The following is a 17,975-nucleotide window of genomic DNA, read 5'->3' as shown; positions in this document are numbered from 1 at the left end:
GGGGGGCCTCACAAAAGGATTGTCATTTATTTTTTTTCTGGTATAGTGTGCAAAATTGATTGCCGGGTCGATGTCATGTCGCCGGGCCATCGCGAAGGATCACAGCCCTGATTGTATCAGGGGCGTTAAACGACGGGAAACCGTCCAGGAAAAATTATTGCACCAGTTTCGATCTAATTCAGACACCATCAAAATCTTCGATTTAGCCTCAAAATTAAAAATCACACGATTTGTTTTTTATTTCAAAGCTAAGAGAATACGATTTTAAAATTGAAAACATGCGACAGGCCCCGACGCTCAATGCCCTATCAACCGATGAAACCATGGAAAACACCGTTCAGGTTCACCACCATGCTTTTCAACGGGATCGGCTTGAAACGTCAGCCTTTATGTTTCGGATGATATGCCTTCTGTCATCGTGATACATGACCTCATGTCTGAGACGAATTCGGCGCACAAGCAACATTGAAAAGGAGAAAACACAATGGCAAAAGGCACTGTAAAATGGTTTAACGATCAAAAAGGTTTTGGCTTTATCGAACAGGAAAACGGACCGGATGTATTCGTACATCATTCAGGTATCAACTCCTCCGGTTTCAGATCCCTGGCCGAAGGTCAGCAGGTGACCTTTGATATCGAGCAGGGCCCCAAAGGCCCCGCAGCCGTCAATGTGGTCAAATTCGAATAACTCGGACTCAGTTGTCAATACGTCCTGTGTCAGGGCGTGATGGTTCGTTTTTCAGGTAAGATTTTTTCGCCAACATGGCACCGCCCTGAAGTAAGGAACTATAGAAAAAAAACAAAGAAAAACAAGGAGATTGTCATCATGGCTGAAGGAATCGTAAAATGGTTTAACGATCAAAAAGGTTTTGGTTTTATCGAACAGTCAAACGGACCGGATGTATTTGTGCATCATTCAGGCATCAACGCCACCGGTTTCAAATCCCTCAACGAGGGTGACCGCGTTCGTTTCGACATCGAGCAGGGCGCCAAAGGCCCCGCGGCGGTCAATGTAACCAAAATCTGATCGTTATCGACATAGTGTAATCCGCACCCGTTCAGGGTCCGGTTTACCGTAAGCGTGATCAAAAGCCCCGATGATTCGTTCATCGGGGCTTTTTTTATTCCAGACCCATCCAAATTTTTACAACAAATAAAAAACGGTGTTCTTTCATTTTTGAATAGGTTATGGTATCAATTCTTTTTTCTTTCAACCACGACCTGGGATCAGAACCCGATCGGCCCGATCGGCGTTTGGCTGATCGCACACGAAAACCGGATCCATGAAACCAAACGAAACGACCATCAGGACCCTCAGGCAATCGCTCTTCTTCCTTACCCTACTGGCCATCTTTGCCGTCATGATCTGCGTCCTTTTTTTCTATGGTCGCTACCCCCAGGGCGACACGCTGGTTTCACTGAACGGCGACTGGAAAATCCGCCTGGGCGATGACCCCGCCTTTGCCGATCCCGGTTATGACGATAGCGACTGGGGCTCGATTGCGCTGCCGGGAAGCATGATCCGGCACACCCTCCGGGAGACCGGCTCGGCCTGCGGCGTCCTCTGGCTCCGGAAGCAGGTGAGGCTCCCCGAACACCCGAGTGATGAACCCCTCGGACTGATTCTCGGTCGAATCGGAAATGCGGACAGAACCTATGTCAACGGAACCATGATCGGCGGCCTGGGCGGATTTCCTCCGAACGAATTTTCCATGTGGAACCATCCCAGACACTACCTGATCCCCGCGACCCTGATCCGTCCGAACGAACCTGCCGTCATCGCCATCCGGATTTCTTACGCCACCTTCTGCGAAGTACTGGGGGACATGGCCGTCACCGATCGGACCACCTACGATACCCTCAAGACATCCCAGACGTTCTCGACCATCACGGCCGGCTTCATTTCCATGGCTGTGGGGCAGGTACTGCTGCTCCTGTTCTGCATCATCTACCTGATCCGACCCGAATCGGAGGAATACTACTATTACTGCCTGCCCCTCCTGTTCGGCCAGCCGATCATCTTTGACATGTGCACCTACCTGAACCCTTACCCGGGCACCCTGTTCCGATTCAAAATCCTGAGTATCGCCTTTTCAGGACTCTGCATCACCCATACATTTTTTCTCCACCGGATCTACGACCTTGAGCGCAAACGGATCGAAACCGTGTTGAAACTCTACCTGGCCGCCGTGGCCTTTTTTTCGCTGTTTTTCCTGACCGAAAGCGCCATCAGGTCAATCGGTCCCGTGGTGATCCTTGTCGCCATCGGCGTATCGATCTACAACGCGGCCTGCAACCTGGCCGCCATGATTGAAAAAAAACCCTTTTCCCTGTTGTTCGGTTTTTTCGGGATCGGATTCTTCCTGTTTGTGGCCCACGACGGTTTCGTCTATCTGGCCAAATTTTCCTCGTTCAATATCTTTCCCCAAGGGTACAATCTGGGAATGGTGTCCCACCTGGCGGCCGTTCTTTTGTATCTGGGAACGGCCCTTGTCATGATCAAACGCCTGGTCCACATGATGGGTGAGGTGGAGGATCTGAACACCAGCCTCGAAAACTACATCATTGAAAACGCCCTGCTCAACGACAAACTGAAACATTCCCAGGAGAAGGAAACCGTCAAGTCAGACGCAAAAAAAATATCATCCCGGGCCGAAGAGAAAATCGTCAGCGTGATGCAGTTCATCAACGACAACTATGCCTCGGACATCACCCGGTCCACCCTGGCCGACTCCTTCGATATCCATCCGGACAGTCTGGGCAAACAGTTCAAAACCTATACGGGGAAAAAACTGGGGGATTACATCTATGAATTGCGTATCGCCGAGGCGGCCCGGCGTTTGCGGGAAGAAGAGACCAACATCATCGACATCGCCTTTGACGTAGGGTTTGAAAGCATTCGGACCTTTCAGCGTATTTTTCCGAAATACATGGGAAAAACCCCGGATCAGTACCGTCGGATGCACCGCGTGACCGATCCGGCGCCGTGACAGATCATTCGAATTTCCGAAGTTCCTGCTCGATCAGTCCGGCCATGCGCTCAAAGGTCATGTAACCGGGGCTGAGCCGTCCGTTGATGATGAACGTGGGCGTTGAACTGACGCCGGAGTCCCGGGCCGCCTGTTTTTCCTTTTCGATGACGGCTGAATATTTCCCCGCCTCGAGGCATTGTGAAAAAACAAGCGGTTCAAGTTCAAGCTGCCGGGCAAATCCAAGAAGCGCCTCATGATCCGGGTGGGCAGGCCCGGCATACAAAAGATCCTGATAATCCCAGAAGTGCCCCTGCTCACCCGCACACCGGGCCGCCTGAGCCATCAGACGGGATTCACGGTGCCGGTCGAGCGGATAGTCCTTGAACACCCATCGGATACGACCCTTGAAGCGGTCCCGAATCCGGACCGACACCTCATGGGCCTTGCGGCAGGACGGACACTGATAATCAGAATACTCGAAGACGGTGACCGGGGCGTCCACCGGCCCGATGGCGGGACTCGCCCCCTCCTTGACCGATGTGACCGGCAAGGCCGGGGGCTCAAGAAAAATCCTGACGCCGTAGCGATCCTTCAACGGCTTTGTGTAGCGCTCAATTCTTTCCCTGGCCTGGGTGTCGTGCAGGTATTTGCTCACCTCACGGCGAAGATCCTCAGTGCTGCCTTTCCAGGATGTCGCAAGCCCCGGCACCTGATCGATGTAACGGTCAATCTCGTCTTCTGCAACCTCCACATCGCCGCCGCTCACCCGGAAGAGGTGAACCTCCGGTGAGAGCCCTTTTTCCAGGGCATCGAGCTCGATCAAGCGTCGTTCGATCAGATAGTCAAGCCGCTCTTTTCTAAGATCGTAAATCTGCCGCTCGAGCTTGTAAATCCGGCTTGAAAGGGGCTCGTTGACATCGCTCTCCCGGATCAGCTCATCGCCCACCTTGGCAATCACCGATGGCGACGGGGCCCGGAGCACACGCGGCTGACCCGGCTCATTATCATGAACCAGAAGATGGTCGGAGATGACGAAAAAGAGAGCCGAGACGGCCAATGCCTGCCAAAGACGCCGATTTTCGAACAGAAGAAAAATCGCAAGGGCCATGATCAGAAGATTGATCATGCACAGCACGCAGGCCCATTTCATTTCGATCATCATCAAAACAAGCGACAATTCCACACCGGCCCCGGCCATGACCGGAATAAAAAGACTCCGTGATGCAAAAAACGAGGCGACAGTAAGAAGCAGATAGTAGATCACGCCCCAGAGAGCCACCGGCAGGCCGAAGGCCGTCACCTGACCTGTTTCCCGGCATCCGTTTCCCCAAAGCGAGCAGAACGAGGCAATCCAGTCAACACGGCTTTCAAGGGCCGACAATCCGGCGAAAACAAGTCCCGCGACAAATACGATTTTTAGGAGCATATCCTTTTTATTATTTACAATCATCACTCCGGCTCTTCAACGCTACAAGATAAAGGGTCTTCACAGGTCTTTTTCAAGATTCAAACCGATTCACGGGAGGCTGCGGGAATCAGCAAAAGGATGGAAAACACACGACGGTTCATTCCCGGCCGCCGGGGGCATCGTCCCGTTTGCGCTGCCAGAAATCCCGGGTCCGTGCAAGAACATCCTCCAGGTCCTCCTCCATGGAAGGGGGCGCACCATCGTCTGCAGGCACGTCGGAATCGGGCGTTTCGTTTTCCGTTTCAAGGGCAGGAAACGACTCCGCGAGGAGGTCTTCCTGATCGGCCGCCGGTTCAGGTCCGGACAATTCATCATCGAGGACAGGCGTGTCGTCTGTTACGCCGCCGATCAGCTCACCGTTTCTGTCAAACATCACGGTCACATCAAGAGTGACTTTGAAATCCATCTGATAAACAATCCGGTCTCCCCGGATCACCATATCGCCCCGAACAAATTCCATCCGGTCAGGGACAAGGGTTTTTCCGGCCACACGCGCCAGGGTTTCAGGATTCATTTTTTCCATAATCGAAGCGATCAATTCCTGTTCACCCGCTTTGATACTGTCCGAATCGGCAATTTTCATGGGTTGGATTCTCCTGCGGCGGTCGGGCCGTTACCGCCGCGGCGGTATCGGGCCTGTGAATTGAGTCAAGACAGACGTTTTTAATGTCGTGGACAGTATAGTTCATCGCCACCGGCCTTGTCAATCCATCCATTCGCGGGTCCTTTTCGATCCCGGTATTGCCAAAGAAAAAAATATCTGTTAATATTTCGGCATATTTTTCAACGGGCTGGAATCATCCCGTCATTTTCATGAATCACCCGTTTAAGTTCTGATATGTATGTGCCGATAGTCTTTATGAAACAATCCCGTCAGGCGGGCCGCTGACGCAGTCTTTCCGTCTGATGAACGGATTGTTCAATCCCGTTAAACCATCACGAACCATGGTGTGACCGCCCTGATTACGGTTGCGACGTCAGCGACCCGGGTGAAAGGCGGGTGACAGAATCGCCGGATCATCCGCCGCAAGGGTGCCGAAAGCGGCGGCTGCGGTCGGTTCAAACCATGATGATTCCTCTCAAAGGAGGCTATCGATGCCCGATATCCCTGTGATCAGGATCGGCCACCTGAAAATCACCGACCATCTCATCCTTGGAATCACGGCCGACAAGATCGCATCCGGTGTTGAGACCTTCACCCACTGCACGCTGGAACCCGTCCTGATGCACGGGTGGAACCAGGTCGCCGACGCCCTGAGCGACGGGAGCCTTGAAGGGGCCTTCGTGCTTGCCCCCACGGCCATGGACCTGTTCAAATCGGGCGTCCCGGTCAAACTGCTGCTTTTTACCCACAGGTCCGGAAGCATCCTGGTGAAGAACAAGGCGGCCGGCATCCGGCGGATGCAGGATTTCAAAGGGAAAATCGTTCTGATCCCCTATCAGCTCAGCGTTCATCATATGCTGTTCCACAAACTCCTGGCGGAAATGGGTTTGAAACCCGGGACCACCAACGACCCCCGGGCCGACGTATTTCTCGAAGTCATGGCGCCCTCGATGATGCCCGAGGCCATCCAGTACGACGACGAGGGAGAAATCGGCGGCTTTATCGTGGCCGAACCCATCGGAACCCAGGCCATCATGCAGGGGTGCGGAGAAAAGGTCTGCCTGTCCAAGGACCTGTGGCCCGGTCATCCCTGCTGCGTGTTCGTGGCGCGAACCGACATCATCGACGCCTACCCCGACGCGATCCGGGAAATCACCGCAAGCTTCGTCCAGTCGGGCTTTTTCGCAGACAAAAATCCCGAAAAGGCCGCCATTGTCGGTGCGGATTTTCTCGGACAGGACGTGGATATCATCAGGGCGGTTCTGTCGGAACCGTCGGATCGCATCACGACCGGCAGCCTGTTCCCGGTCATCAGCGACCTTGTCGTCATTCAGGACTACATGATACACGACATGAACATCATGACCTCGTCCATCGACATGGACGCGTTTGTAGATTCACGATTCGCCAGATCGGCGGGCGCACTTTGACGGTTTGCCCGCCATCACGATAAACGATTGTTCAGCTCTTAACACAACCCGACGGAAGGAGAGTTTCGATGCCCCTTGACATGAATATGACCATTTTAGTCGTCGACGACTCAGGCACCATGCGACTGATGTTCAAACAGTATCTCAACAAAGCCGGATTCCACAATATCCTCCTGGCCGTTGACGGAAACGACGCCGTCAAAAAACTCCAGGAAGGCGGTAAAATCGATCTGATCGTCAGCGACTGGAACATGCCGAACATGGACGGCCTGGCCCTGCTCCAATGGGTGAGAAGCCATGATCCCTTCAAAGCCATGCCCTTTATCATGGCCACGGCCCAGGGGGACAAGAGCCAGCAGATGGTGGTCATGGAAAACGGCGGGAACGGCCACATTTCGAAACCCTTTGACAGCGAGGAGATCAAACGGAAGATCACCGATGTCTTCGAAGGCGCCGCACCCAAAACGACCGGTCAGAGGGCACCGGAAATCGTCGACGGCAAGCTGAAAATCAAGCTCGCCCACATCCAGATCACCGATCACCTGATTCTCGGCGTGCTCAAACACCAGATCGCCACCGGACAGGTCTCCCCCAAAACCTTTACCCTCGAAACCGAATGCATCGGCGGCTGGAACCCGATCCAGGAAAAACTGGAAACCGCCGCCGTGGACGGCGCCTTTGTCCTCGCACCCATCGCCATGGACCTGTTTGCCTTCAACGTGCCCATCAAACTGGTTCTTCTGGCCCACAAAAACGGCAGCGGATTTATCCGGAACAAAAATTACGACAGTGAGCCCTTCGATTCACTGAAGGATTTCTACAAGTACAAGGTCGTCAACATTCCCCATAAAATGTCCATTCACAACATGCTGGCCCACCAGTTTCTCAAGGGACTGGGTCTGAAACCGGGTGTTCCCGGAAAAAAAGCCATCGATGTTCGCTTCGAAGTTGTTCCGCCCATTAAAATGCCCGGCATCATGAAAGAAAATGAGGATGTTGGCGGGTTTATCGTGGCCGAACCCATCTGTTCCAAAACCATCGCGTCGGGAATCGGTGACATGGAGTTCATCTCCGCGTCAATGTGGAAGGACCATCCCTGCTGCGTGGTGGCCCTGCGTGACGAACTGGTGCAGGGCTACCCGGATGTGGTTTACGAGTTGACCGATCTTCTGGTCAAAGCCGGTCGTTATGTGGAGGCCAATAAGCCCGAGGCGGCACAGATCGCCGTGAACTTCCTTGATCCGGACAAATCGCTGGGGCTGAACACCACCGTTCTTGGCAAGGTGCTCAACCAGGAAGGCGGCATCACCATGCACGACCTCCACCCGAAAAAAACCGAGCTGGACAGAATTCAACAGTATATGTTCAACGAAATGGACATCGGAAAAATCATCGATCTGGATCAGTTCGTGGATTTGAGATTCGCCGACAAAGCCTGCTGATCATCGTCGGGGCACGGCCCGCCGTGCCCCTCCCCCACCCCAAAAAAATCCCTCCTTACGCCGATCTTCCTGCGCATCATATCCTTCTAGAATTGCCGCTGTCCCCCTAATTGAGGAGCTGGTCTCCGCCTGAGTCGAGGGCGCCGGAACGTTCCAGGAATTCCAGAAACCGTCGGATGGAATCTTCAGGGGTGTAGAACCTTTCCAGAATCGCCGCATCGTTCAGGGGTTCGACCTCGTTTTGCATAAACAGGTCGATGGACGATTCCATGGCGATCCGGTCCATGCCCTCCAGGGAATGAAGAAGGACCGTTTTCAGGGCATAGGCCAGGCTGTCAAGAAGGGTGTGCCGGTCGGGCATGGTCAAGGGGTCGCACGTCACGGTGTTTGTCCGTCAACATTCAGATTAAAAGTACACATCAGATAGGCTTCCAGATCGTCCAGAATCCGCCGCTGCTGATCGTCGATATGGCCCTCGGCCCGGAGGGTTCGGATCTGGGTTATGGCCGCACGGGGCGTCAGGCGTTTGTCGTTGCGGTAATCGACCATGGCGCCGCCTTCGGTCGCGGGATTGACCCGGTCCATATAGGCCGCGTACTCGTTTGCCAGCGGCGCAAGCATCGCCTCGGGCAGGTTCCGGAAAAGAATCCGCATGGCCTGGGTTCGAAGGGGGCCCTCGTCAAAGCGTGAAAGAAACCCGACGCCGTCGGTGGCGAGATGACGGTGAAACAAGGAGCAGAGCTTCTGTTCATCACGGCTGAGAAATCCGGACAGATACAGGGCCCCATCCACATCCACCTGTTCCACCAGCGGATAGCGGAAATCACGGAAAAATGCCACCAGGGCCTGAAAGTGCTCCGATTCGTTTTTAAGCCAGGCCAGATTGTCCATGGCCTGATGCTGCCTCTGGTCGGTCAGCCTCCGACGAAACCGTTCAAGGGGCGGCAGGATGATATGGGGTTCCCCCATGCGCTTGCGCATGACCCGGACGGCATCGTAATTTTTGCCGACACAGGCGTCCCTGAGGGCCGGATCATCGAGCTTCAGCCAGAGGCTCTGGTTTTTGTAAGCATCCGAATCCCCCAGATACAACACCGGCGCCTGATACAACTGATCCGGTCCGAAGCCGCTACCGGTCATGATACCGGTGAAATGATTGCAGGACCCGGAATCGAAGGCCACAGGGAGTTTGCGGATCCGTTCCTGGTCCAGGGCCTTGTTGAAATAACCCGTCACATAATCCCACATATCCCGCACGCTGAAAAACCGCCGGGCCAGGGCCAGGGTGGCTTCGACGTCAACCATGGCGTCATGGGCCGGTCCTTCGGCCAGACGGTTTTCCCGGGACAGCAGCTCCAGTTTCAGCGAGGGTTTCCCCTCCGCCTCGGGCCAGGTGAGTATCCCGGGGCTGTAAAGGTAGTAGAGCACCGCCATGGGCAGAAGATCCATCCGGCCGCACTGGTTGGCATACTGGTGGGTATAGGGAGACAAAAGGTTGCGATAAAATGAAAAACGAAGAAATTCATCATCGAAACCCAGGGTATTGTAGCCCAGACTGATGGTTCCCGGCGTGTTGACCAGGGCATGGATATGCCGCACGGCTTCCAGTTCGTCAAGACCGTCCTGATAGTCGGCCATGGACATTCTGTGGGTGACGGCGGCATAGGGAGAGGGAATCACGTCGGGCCGAAGTTTCACCCGGATGGCGTACCGATTGGTTTCCCTGAGCTGTTCGTCGGTTTCGATGGCCGCAAACTGAAGAATCTGGTCAAAGGACTTGTTCAGTCCCGTCGTTTCGAGATCATAAAACAAAAATCGCTTCATCAGCACCACTTGTCGATGATCGCCTGAAGCTCGGATTTCAGACTGATGAATTTTTTGGCAAGAAAGGGATCAAAGTGGCTGCCGCTCCAGGTTTCGATTTCCCGGATGGCCTCATCCACAGTCCAGGCCTTTTTATAAGGTCTTTCGGACACCAGGGCGTCAAACACGTCACAGATGCAGACAATCCGTCCGGCCAGGGGAATCTCCTCTCCCTTCAACCCTTCGAAATACCCACTGCCGTCCCAGCGCTCATGATGGGTTTTAGCTATAATTTCGGCAAGCTGCATCAGCCGTGAGTTCCCCCCCGACAACAGTTCGCCGCCGATGATCGAATGCCGCTTCATCTGTTCCCATTCCCGGTCGCTCAAGGCCCCGGGCTTGAGGAGAATATCATCGGCGATACCGATTTTGCCCGCATCGTGCATGGTGCTGGCCAGGGCCAGCAGTTCGTATTCCTCAGGTTCCATGCCTGCCGCCTTGCCCAGAAGGCGGCAGTATTCACTCATACGCTGGACGTGCTGTCCCGTTCCCTCGTCCCGGTATTCGGACGCCAGGCCCAGGCGGTTGATGATCTCGACCTGGGTCTCTTCCAGTTCACGGGTCTGTTCCCGGACCTTCAGTTCAAGGGCCTCGTTCTGAATTTTCAACTCCTTCCTGGCCGTGATCAGGGTCAGATGGGTCCGGACGCGTGCTTTGACTTCGGCGATATCAAACGGTTTGGTGATATAATCCACCGCTCCCATTTCAAAGCCCCGGGTCTTGTGTTCCGGTGCATCCATGGCGGTGATGAAGATAATCGGGATATCCTGGGTGGCCGGATTCCGTTTGAGAATCTCGCACACGTCATACCCGTCCATCTCCGGCATCAGAACATCGAGAAGAATCAGATCCACATGATTGGCGGCCACATAGTCAACGGCCTTTTTCCCGCTCAGGGCCACACCCAGCCTGAAATCATCCTTCAGGGTCTGCACCAGAATGTCGATATTGGTTTTCGTATCATCGACCAAAAGAACCCTGCACGTACTCAAGTCACGCATACACTTAAAATCCCAGTTGTTTCTTCAGTTTCCTGTCGATGGTCCTCAACGTGGCGCAGGCGTCGTCGAAATGATATTCGACCACCTGGCGCTCCAGCCTGCGGCCGAGATCTTCGAATTCCGGATTGACCGAGCCAAAGGAAAACCCGCGTTTGATTTCGTTGAAGCACAACTCAGACCGGACAGGATCCGACTCCTTCAGGCCCTCCCCCAATTCCCTGAACAGGGCAAACAGTTTCTCAGGATCGACGCCTTTGCCCGGGCCCACCACATGGACACGGGTCACATCGCGCTGATCGAGAGCCGCAACGGCGTCGGCAACCCGACGGAAGGCGTCCCGGATCACCGGCATCGTCATGGTGATCCTCTCTTTGTTTCCCCTGGCACAGGCCTGCTCGAGAATACCTGAAACCGTCCTCAGTTCGGGGGCTGAAATATTTCCAGCCGCACCTTTGAGCGAGTGGGCCAAGAGGCCTGCATCCGTATAGTTACCCTGTTCGACATAGTCTGTAAACTCCTTATCAAAATTATTGAAGGAGAGAACAAAATCCCGAACGATGTCCCGATAGCGATCCAGGTTCCCGCCCATGCGCAACACGCCCTCATCCACATCCAGGCCCGGCATCGCATGGGTCCGTTGCCCCGCTCCTCCCGAACCGTCGTTGGATGAAAGGGAGGGTGAAAAGCAAAAGTCCTCTCCCAGTCGGCAGATATTGGCACGGAGAGCCGAAAACAGCTGTTTGCGGTCGATGGGTTTGGGCACATAATCGTTCATGCCTGCGGCCAGGCATCGTTCCCGGTCACCGTACATGGCATGGGCCGTCATGGCGATGATGGGGATATCGGTCATTCCCAACCGGTTCCTTATATACCTGGACGCTTCAAGGCCGTCCATTTCAGGCATCTGAACATCCATCAGCACGGCGTCGTAAGGCTTGCCGCGCAGGGCCGTAATCGCTTCGACACCGCTGGCCGCCTTGTCCACCGAAATACCCGCGGAGGCAAGGATTTCCGTGGCCACCATCTGGTTGATGGGGTTGTCCTCGACCAGAAGGACCGTAACGTCGTTAAATTCATCCCAGGACATCAGCCCCTGGCCATCCTCGGTTTTTTTCATCACACGGAAACCGAATATCTCCATGACCGTGTCGAACAGAATCGACTGTTTGACCGGTTTCATCAAAAAGCTGTCGACCCCCGCGGCCCGGGCACGTTTCACATCCCCGTCATTGCCGTAGGCCCCCATGCAGATGATCGCCGGGGATTTTTGCCTGACGTCCCCTTTGATCCGAGACGCAAGCTCAATGCCGTCCATGCCCGGAAGGGTCACATCAATAATAATCAGCCCATAAGGATCCCTGCCCTCGGCGTGGGCGTACATCTGAAGGGCCGATTCCGACGACGAGGCCAGATCGGTCTTAAACCCGAAGGATTCGACAAACCGCTTGAGGATCATCAGGGTCGAGGGATTGTCGTCGACGATCAGCACCTTTCTGTCCCTCAGATCCGCAGGCACCAGTTGGGGAACCTCGCCATCGGTTCGAGCGACCCGCGTTTCAATGGTAAAAAAGAAACAGCTCCCCTTGCCCGGTTCGCTCTCGACCCAGATATCGCCGCCCATCATCATCACAATTTTTTTGCAGATGGCCAGACCCAGACCGGTTCCGCCGTATTTCCGGGTGGTCGACCCGTCGGCCTGGGCAAAGGCGTCGAACAGTTTGTCGGTCGTTTTCGGATCGATGCCGATGCCGGTGTCCCTCACCGAAAACAGCAATCGGGCCTGATCGCCTGAAAGAGACTGCGTTCTCACCGTCATGCAGATCACACCCTTCTGGGTGAATTTGAAGGCATTGGACGTCAGGTTGGCCAGCACCTGACGCAGCCGCAGGGGATCGGTCACCAGCCTTCGGGGAACATCGGGTTCGATATCCACCACCAGCTCGATGTCCTTGGCCATGCTCCGCTCAAGAAACATGTCCGACACCTCCTCAATCACCGCGCGAAGGTAGAACGGCACATTTTCAAAGGCCATCTTGCCGGCATCGATTTTTGAAAAATCAAGAATGTCGTTAATCAGTTCCAAAAGAGATCGGGACGATGAGCGGACGATGCTCAGATACTCTTTCTGTTTGCGGTCCAGGTCCGTGTTCATCACCAGATCGCACATGCCGATGATGGCGTTCATCGGCGTACGGATTTCATGGCTCATATTGGCCAGAAACTCGCTTTTTGCCTTCCCCGACGCATCGGCCTCCTCTTTGGCTTTTTTCAGCTGGGCGTTGATTTCCTTGAGTTCGTAAGTGCGCTCCTCGACCCGTTTTTCAAGGTCGTCATTGGCCCGCTGCAGTGCGAATTCGGCTTGTTTTCTCGGGGTGATATCAATGACCGACGCGATGGTCTGACCGCTTTTCTCATCGACATTGACTTCGGAAAACACATGGATGGTTCCGCCGTTCTTGTGCTTGAGACAAAACTCGTATTCATCGGGAGGCGGCGCACCATGCTCAAGACGGTCCTTATACTCGCGTCTCAGGGCCTCCATGCTCTTGTCTTCCACAAAATCCATCCACCGGAACCGGCCCTCAATTTCATAGCGGGAGTAACCGGTCATCTTTTCAAGCTTGGGATTGGCTTCCACCACCATCATGTTTTCATCGATGATCAAAAGCCCGGCACCCGTGTTTTCAAAAATATTACGGTATCTGGAATTGCTGATTTCAAGGGCCAGGGTCCGTTTTTTCGTTTCATCCCTAAATTTTTCGATCCTGTGTATAAACTTGTTCACATAGATCAAAATCGAAAAACAGAGCACAAGAAGAAACAGTTCAGGAACGCTGAACCCCCAGAGAAACGAACGGCCGGCAAAGACCAGGGGGGCGACGAGACCGACCCCCCAGCGAAGGAGGGTAAAGGCCCTCAGCCCGTACTGAACGGCATTTCCCACGACGATAATAACGGTGAACAGCATCAGCGGGGCGGGTTGAGACGGATCGTAGAGAAAAACCAGATAGGACAAGGTCAGATCGGCCAGGATGCTCGGACGGATAAAGGTCCAGGTCAGCCCGCTTAGCTGCATCTGACGTCGGATGATAAGCTGGACAACGACGTAACCCGACAAAAAACAACCGAGGGTAAACCGATCCATCACCAGGGATTCGGGCATCAGAAACATGTAACACACAAGCCCGAAAACAAGAATGCCCCGGACCAGATACTGAAGCCCCGGAACATGATTACGCTTAAGACAGTCGCTCCCCCCGGCTCCGTCAAAGGTTTCGGCGGTCAGATTGCCCTCCCCCATGGATTCCACCCCTTACCAGTTCGAAAAACGAAAAGCGATATGACACGTCGATTTCCCACCCGGACAACCGACGGTTCTTCCGGCACGGCATACGGAGCGCATGACGACCCAAACCGTATTCCCGTATGGCACGGGCCTGGATCACGTCTTTTTGTACGGCTGGATGGTTAATGATGTATTGCAGGTCTTTGATTAAGTCAATAGAAGAATTTCAATTGGTTAGCGCGGCGATAAAATCAGGGGCCGACTCCGGGGGTACTACGGAAACTAAAACTTATAAATAATATTTAAAATCAATGTTTTAAAACCAAATGCCTCTCATTTTCCCAATTGCTCACCGCCCGTGATTGAGGGCATAAAACAGAACCGTTCACCGATCATCAGTCGGATTTCAACCACGGGCAGCCGTTTTTTTTCACGAGGTCCTCTCTTCGGACATCGCCACACGGAATCCGAGATTGATGTATTTCAGGCCCTGGGTCATGCGGCGTCGGGCCGTGGTCCGGCACCGTTTGGCATCCAGGTTGTAACCGCCGCCCCGGACCACCCGGTCCACCCCGTGCGTCAAACGTCTGGGCTGAGGCGGGGCCTCACGGGTGTAGGCGTCGTCTTCGAAAATATCCTCGCACCATTCCATCACATTGCCGCACATATCGAAAAGGCCTAGGCCGTTGGGGAGCTTGAGACCCACCGGCTGGGTGGAATGACTGCTGTTTTCCTTGTACCAGGCCACCTCGCCGACATCCTTGGCTCCGGCAAAGATTTCCGGCCTTCCCCCGCTTCGGGCGGCGTATTCCCATTGCCGTTCACTGGGCAGATGAAACAGGGTCCCCGGTTTGGCCGATGCGTTCATGCGGATCAAAAACCGCTGGGCGTCATCCCAGGACACCTGCTCGACCGGGTGCTCCGGCGTCCGGATAAAATGGGACGGATTGGTTCCCATGAGGGCTTTCCACTGCTGCTGGGTCACCGGACATCGACCGAGCCAGAACCCTGAAACGGTGACCATGTGGGTTGGTTTCTCATTGGAAAGGGCATCGGGGTCATGATCGAGACCGCCCATCGAAAAGGAACCGCCTTCGACCCAGATAAATTCCATGCCGGTATGGGGTTCCCGAAACTGACGCACCGACACCCGCTGATACGAAGGTTTCACAGGTACGGACGCCTCCGCAGTCACCCGGGTACCCATGTCCACGGTGGCGGACAGATCCTCCTCCCCGCTGACCGGATCGCGACGCCGGGGTTCCCGTTTGGTCGTTGGTAAAGGTGAAGGCGGAGCCGGAAGACCGGCCTTACCGATGCGCTGGAGAATCTCTGAAAAACCGCCCGGTCGGTCCTCGGCATCGAAGCTCAGGCAATCGGCAATCAGCGTGCGAATGTCCGCAGGCACAAAGGTGTTGTCATAATGGAGACCCTTTTCCCGAATCTTTCGGATGCGCTCGATGAAATCCTCTTTTTCATAGGGCAACTGGCCTTCAAAGATGTAGTAGGACACCAGGCCGAAGGAATACAGGGCGGAAAAAAGGCTGGGGCGCTCGCCCTTGAGAACCAGTTCCGGAGCGGACCAGTTTGGGGTGAACTGGGCGTTTGCAATGGTCGATACGCTGGACAGGCGTTTGAGTCCGCCCAGGTCACCGATCAGCAGTTTGCCGTCGTCGGTGAGCAGAAGGTTCGAGGGCTTGAAATCCGTCAGCAGAAAACTGTTTCGCGTGCCCTGGGACAGACGGTCCAGAACACGGGCCAGGGCCCTCATGTACCCCACCGCTTCGCCCGCGGACAGAGGAAAATGATCGATGATGTAATCCTGGAGGTTGATCGGACAAAGTTCCATCAGAATAACCAGATAGGCTTCAGCCTCCTTTTTCGACACCTGTTTGTCAACCAGGTGGAAATCGTACACACCGATGACCCCGTCACCCTTGATGGTTTCATAATATTCGCGAACCGCGTGAAAATCCTGGGACACTTTGGAATCCAGGTCCGTTTCCGTCCGATAAAGACGGGACCGTTCCACACGGATGGGCACGATCTTGACCGCCCTCTCCTTGAGCTGGTCCTTGACCTTGTAAACATGCCCGTAAATGCCTTCACCGATTTTTTCGACTATATCGTACGTCGGCAGACATTTTTTTATCAGATTTTTCATCCGCATCTCCATGATCGCTGTTCCGAATCCGTGTTGGGCAAAATGCGCCGAAAACCTCCGCAAAGACCAAGAAGGCCGCCGCAAGACCCCGACAATGACTCAGGAATGGGATATTTGAGCAATGATAAAACTGGTGTTGTCTTTCAAACGGATATCTTTCAGGGCATCCATCAGGGCATCCGCCCCGGCAAGGGGATCGGCCCCGAGAGCTTCCCGGAGATCCCGGTTCCGGATGATATCGCTGACACCGTCGGAGCAGATCAGATACAGGGCGCTGTCGCTGATTTTCTCCTCAAAAATATTGAGATCGTATTTGGACCTGGCTTTGACAAAGGCCGGTCCGATTCCGAAATTCACCACATTTTTGTAAGGGTGATGAAACGCGTCCTCGTCACTGATCAATCCCTTGTCAAGCAGATCCTGAACCAGGGAATGATCTCTGGACACGCAGTCGATCATCTCTCCCTCGATGCGATAGACCCTGCTGTCCCCGGCGTTGAACACGATGACCCGGTCGTCCTTGACCATCAGACCGGCCAGGGTGGTCCCGCTCCCCCTGGGCAGACAATGGCAGGATGAATTCTGGACAACCGACATGATGGTCTGAAGGCTTTTCCCTGAAAATTCGACAAGATCGATGATGGTGTTGAGCTTTTCGCAGACAAACCGGCTGGCCTCTTCCCCGGCGTCGTGCCCCCCCATGCCGTCGCAGACCGCCATCATGATAAAATCCGACTCATAGTCCGAGCGATTGGTCAGACAATCTTCCTGGTAGACCTGATGCTCGATGAGAATGCAGTCCTCCTGTTCAGATCTGGGTCCGACATCCATCACACATACATATCTGCATTTCATGCTACAGTATTCCTCGGCATTGTCGACATCGGAGCCCAAACCTGTTTCGATCGTGGGGCCTCCCCCGCCCGCACAATTCTGTTTTGAGCGATATCGTTTTCTGATATAAGGAGATTACATAGGGTTACGGCAAGATACAAGTTTTATTTTTTCAGACATGCGAAAAACCATGATCACGGAAAGGCGCCATGGACAACCATCTTGAAGAAAAAAGCAGGACGCGGATAAAAAAAGAGGCCACCGAGCTTCAGCATATTGGAGAAAAACTCACCGGTCTGAACCACGACCAGCTCACAGCCATGGACATGCCTTTCGAACTCAAAGAGGCCGTCACCGCCTTGCGTTCGATCACGTCGAACCAGGCCAGGCGACGCCAGATTCAATACATTGGTGCGCTGATGAGAAAAATTGACGTGGAGCCTATCCTACAGGCGCTGTCCCTCATCGATGCGGGATTGTCTCTCAGAAGAAAAACGGAAAGCGAAATCGGTCAATGGGCCGAACGCCTTGCGGCAGGTGATGACGCACCCTTTGACGTGATCATGGAAAACCATCCCCAGGCGGACCGCCAGAAACTCCGCCACCTGATCCGAAACGCCCGAAAAGCCATCGATACCCCCCAGGCGGCAAAGGCCCTGAAAACCCTGACCGGTTACATTCGGGACCTGGGCCGTATTTAAGGCCCCCGGGAAAAACAATTTCTGGTTATGCACTTCCCTCAAGTTGGAGGTGGTTTTTCAATTGTTAAACCACCCGTTCGCGTTGCTCACTGAAGGGCACGAAGAGCACGAAGAAGTACGTAAATAGTGGGCTTTTCTTCGTGATCCTCCTTCTTCAGTGAGCGCAGCGAACGGGTGGTTAATAAATCTGTAGCTTTTCTCAAGGGGAAA

At 54.2% G+C, this 17,975-nt stretch carries 14 protein-coding genes; 6 read left to right on the top strand and 8 right to left on the bottom strand.

All coding sequences use genetic code 11. The features are described 5' to 3' along the window. Positions 1-484 precede the first annotated feature (484 nt). From ACYQ11_RS05505 to ACYQ11_RS05495, 3 genes are all read left to right on the top strand, one after another. On the top strand, positions 485-688 hold the full coding sequence (locus ACYQ11_RS05505; protein ID WP_459922754.1) for a cold-shock protein: 204 nt from the start codon (positions 485-487) through the stop codon (positions 686-688). A gap of 138 nt (positions 689-826) precedes the next feature. Continuing rightward, complete coding sequence (locus tag ACYQ11_RS05500; protein WP_459922753.1) at positions 827-1,027, top strand: cold-shock protein; 201 nt, start codon at positions 827-829, stop codon at positions 1,025-1,027. Between the two features lie 256 nt (positions 1,028-1,283). Then, positions 1,284-2,990, top strand: coding sequence for an AraC family transcriptional regulator (locus ACYQ11_RS05495; protein WP_459922752.1), 1,707 nt, complete (start codon positions 1,284-1,286; stop codon positions 2,988-2,990). Positions 2,991-2,994: 4 nt separating this feature from the next. Here the strand turns inward: ACYQ11_RS05495 and ACYQ11_RS05490 are convergent, their stop codons facing one another. Both ACYQ11_RS05490 and ACYQ11_RS05485 read right to left on the bottom strand, forming a co-directional pair. Further along, entirely contained in the window at positions 2,995-4,422 is a 1,428-nt protein-coding gene (locus ACYQ11_RS05490; RefSeq protein WP_459922751.1) for a thioredoxin domain-containing protein, read from the bottom strand. Between the two features lie 115 nt (positions 4,423-4,537). After that, on the bottom strand, positions 4,538-5,023 hold the full coding sequence (locus tag ACYQ11_RS05485; RefSeq protein WP_459922750.1) for a hypothetical protein: 486 nt from the start codon (positions 5,021-5,023) through the stop codon (positions 4,538-4,540). Between the two features lie 512 nt (positions 5,024-5,535). Here ACYQ11_RS05485 and ACYQ11_RS05480 point away from each other — a divergent pair. Both ACYQ11_RS05480 and ACYQ11_RS05475 read left to right on the top strand, forming a co-directional pair. Further along, on the top strand, positions 5,536-6,474 hold the full coding sequence (locus ACYQ11_RS05480) for an ABC transporter substrate-binding protein (protein ID WP_459922749.1): 939 nt from the start codon (positions 5,536-5,538) through the stop codon (positions 6,472-6,474). Positions 6,475-6,542: 68 nt separating this feature from the next. Continuing rightward, positions 6,543-7,916 (top strand): ABC transporter substrate-binding protein, encoded by a 1,374-nt coding sequence (locus tag ACYQ11_RS05475; RefSeq protein WP_459922748.1) that lies wholly within the window; start codon positions 6,543-6,545, stop codon positions 7,914-7,916. Between the two features lie 106 nt (positions 7,917-8,022). On the opposite strand, the gene ACYQ11_RS05470 is transcribed toward ACYQ11_RS05475, so the two are convergent. The 6 genes from ACYQ11_RS05470 to ACYQ11_RS05445 form a co-directional block, all read right to left on the bottom strand. Further along, positions 8,023-8,298 carry a hypothetical protein gene (locus ACYQ11_RS05470; RefSeq protein ID WP_459922747.1) on the bottom strand — a complete coding sequence of 92 codons (276 nt, stop codon included), beginning with the start codon at positions 8,296-8,298 and terminating at the stop codon, positions 8,023-8,025. Then, complete coding sequence (locus ACYQ11_RS05465; protein WP_459922746.1) at positions 8,295-9,740, bottom strand: exonuclease domain-containing protein; 1,446 nt, start codon at positions 9,738-9,740, stop codon at positions 8,295-8,297. The genes ACYQ11_RS05470 and ACYQ11_RS05465 overlap by 4 nt, the downstream gene beginning before the upstream one ends. Then, entirely contained in the window at positions 9,740-10,780 is a 1,041-nt protein-coding gene (locus tag ACYQ11_RS05460; RefSeq protein WP_459922745.1) for an HD domain-containing phosphohydrolase, read from the bottom strand. The genes ACYQ11_RS05465 and ACYQ11_RS05460 overlap by 1 nt, the downstream gene beginning before the upstream one ends. A gap of 4 nt (positions 10,781-10,784) precedes the next feature. Continuing rightward, positions 10,785-14,081 (bottom strand): hybrid sensor histidine kinase/response regulator, encoded by a 3,297-nt coding sequence (locus ACYQ11_RS05455; RefSeq protein ID WP_459922744.1) that lies wholly within the window; start codon positions 14,079-14,081, stop codon positions 10,785-10,787. Positions 14,082-14,496: 415 nt separating this feature from the next. Next, positions 14,497-16,230: an SUMF1/EgtB/PvdO family nonheme iron enzyme gene (locus ACYQ11_RS05450; protein ID WP_459922743.1), complete on the bottom strand. Its 1,734-nt coding sequence runs from the start codon at positions 16,228-16,230 to the stop codon at positions 14,497-14,499. Between the two features lie 99 nt (positions 16,231-16,329). Then, the gene (locus tag ACYQ11_RS05445; protein WP_459922742.1) at positions 16,330-17,085 is read right to left on the bottom strand and encodes a PP2C family protein-serine/threonine phosphatase; all 756 of its coding nucleotides are present in this window, start codon (positions 17,083-17,085) and stop codon (positions 16,330-16,332) included. A 188-nt stretch (positions 17,086-17,273) separates the two neighbouring features. On the opposite strand from ACYQ11_RS05445, the gene yjgA reads away from it, so the two are divergent. Continuing rightward, positions 17,274-17,765, top strand: coding sequence for a ribosome biogenesis factor YjgA (gene yjgA, locus ACYQ11_RS05440; RefSeq protein ID WP_459922741.1), 492 nt, complete (start codon positions 17,274-17,276; stop codon positions 17,763-17,765). The last annotated feature ends 210 nt before the right edge of the window (positions 17,766-17,975 follow it).

Source organism: Desulfatiferula olefinivorans (genome assembly GCF_054657895.1).
The sequence above is the reverse complement of the archived record's forward strand: the minus strand, read 5'-3'. Positions and strand labels throughout refer to the sequence as shown.

What these genes read in the sequence shown, in the direction of transcription:
- ACYQ11_RS05495 (WP_459922752.1), top strand. Translation starts at nt 1,284, where the DNA reads ATGAAACCAAACGAAACGACCATCAGGACCCTCAGGCAATCGCTCTTC.
- yjgA (WP_459922741.1), top strand. Translation starts at nt 17,274, where the DNA reads ATGGACAACCATCTTGAAGAAAAAAGCAGGACGCGGATAAAAAAAGAG.
- ACYQ11_RS05490 (WP_459922751.1), bottom strand. Translation starts at nt 4,422, where the DNA reads ATGATTGTAAATAATAAAAAGGATATGCTCCTAAAAATCGTATTTGTC.
- ACYQ11_RS05450 (WP_459922743.1), bottom strand. Translation starts at nt 16,230, where the DNA reads ATGAAAAATCTGATAAAAAAATGTCTGCCGACGTACGATATAGTCGAA.
- ACYQ11_RS05485 (WP_459922750.1), bottom strand. Translation starts at nt 5,023, where the DNA reads ATGAAAATTGCCGATTCGGACAGTATCAAAGCGGGTGAACAGGAATTG.
- ACYQ11_RS05475 (WP_459922748.1), top strand. Translation starts at nt 6,543, where the DNA reads ATGCCCCTTGACATGAATATGACCATTTTAGTCGTCGACGACTCAGGC.
- ACYQ11_RS05505 (WP_459922754.1), top strand. Translation starts at nt 485, where the DNA reads ATGGCAAAAGGCACTGTAAAATGGTTTAACGATCAAAAAGGTTTTGGC.
- ACYQ11_RS05500 (WP_459922753.1), top strand. Translation starts at nt 827, where the DNA reads ATGGCTGAAGGAATCGTAAAATGGTTTAACGATCAAAAAGGTTTTGGT.
- ACYQ11_RS05445 (WP_459922742.1), bottom strand. Translation starts at nt 17,085, where the DNA reads ATGAAATGCAGATATGTATGTGTGATGGATGTCGGACCCAGATCTGAA.
- ACYQ11_RS05455 (WP_459922744.1), bottom strand. Translation starts at nt 14,081, where the DNA reads ATGGGGGAGGGCAATCTGACCGCCGAAACCTTTGACGGAGCCGGGGGG.
- ACYQ11_RS05460 (WP_459922745.1), bottom strand. Translation starts at nt 10,780, where the DNA reads ATGCGTGACTTGAGTACGTGCAGGGTTCTTTTGGTCGATGATACGAAA.
- ACYQ11_RS05480 (WP_459922749.1), top strand. Translation starts at nt 5,536, where the DNA reads ATGCCCGATATCCCTGTGATCAGGATCGGCCACCTGAAAATCACCGAC.
- ACYQ11_RS05465 (WP_459922746.1), bottom strand. Translation starts at nt 9,740, where the DNA reads ATGAAGCGATTTTTGTTTTATGATCTCGAAACGACGGGACTGAACAAG.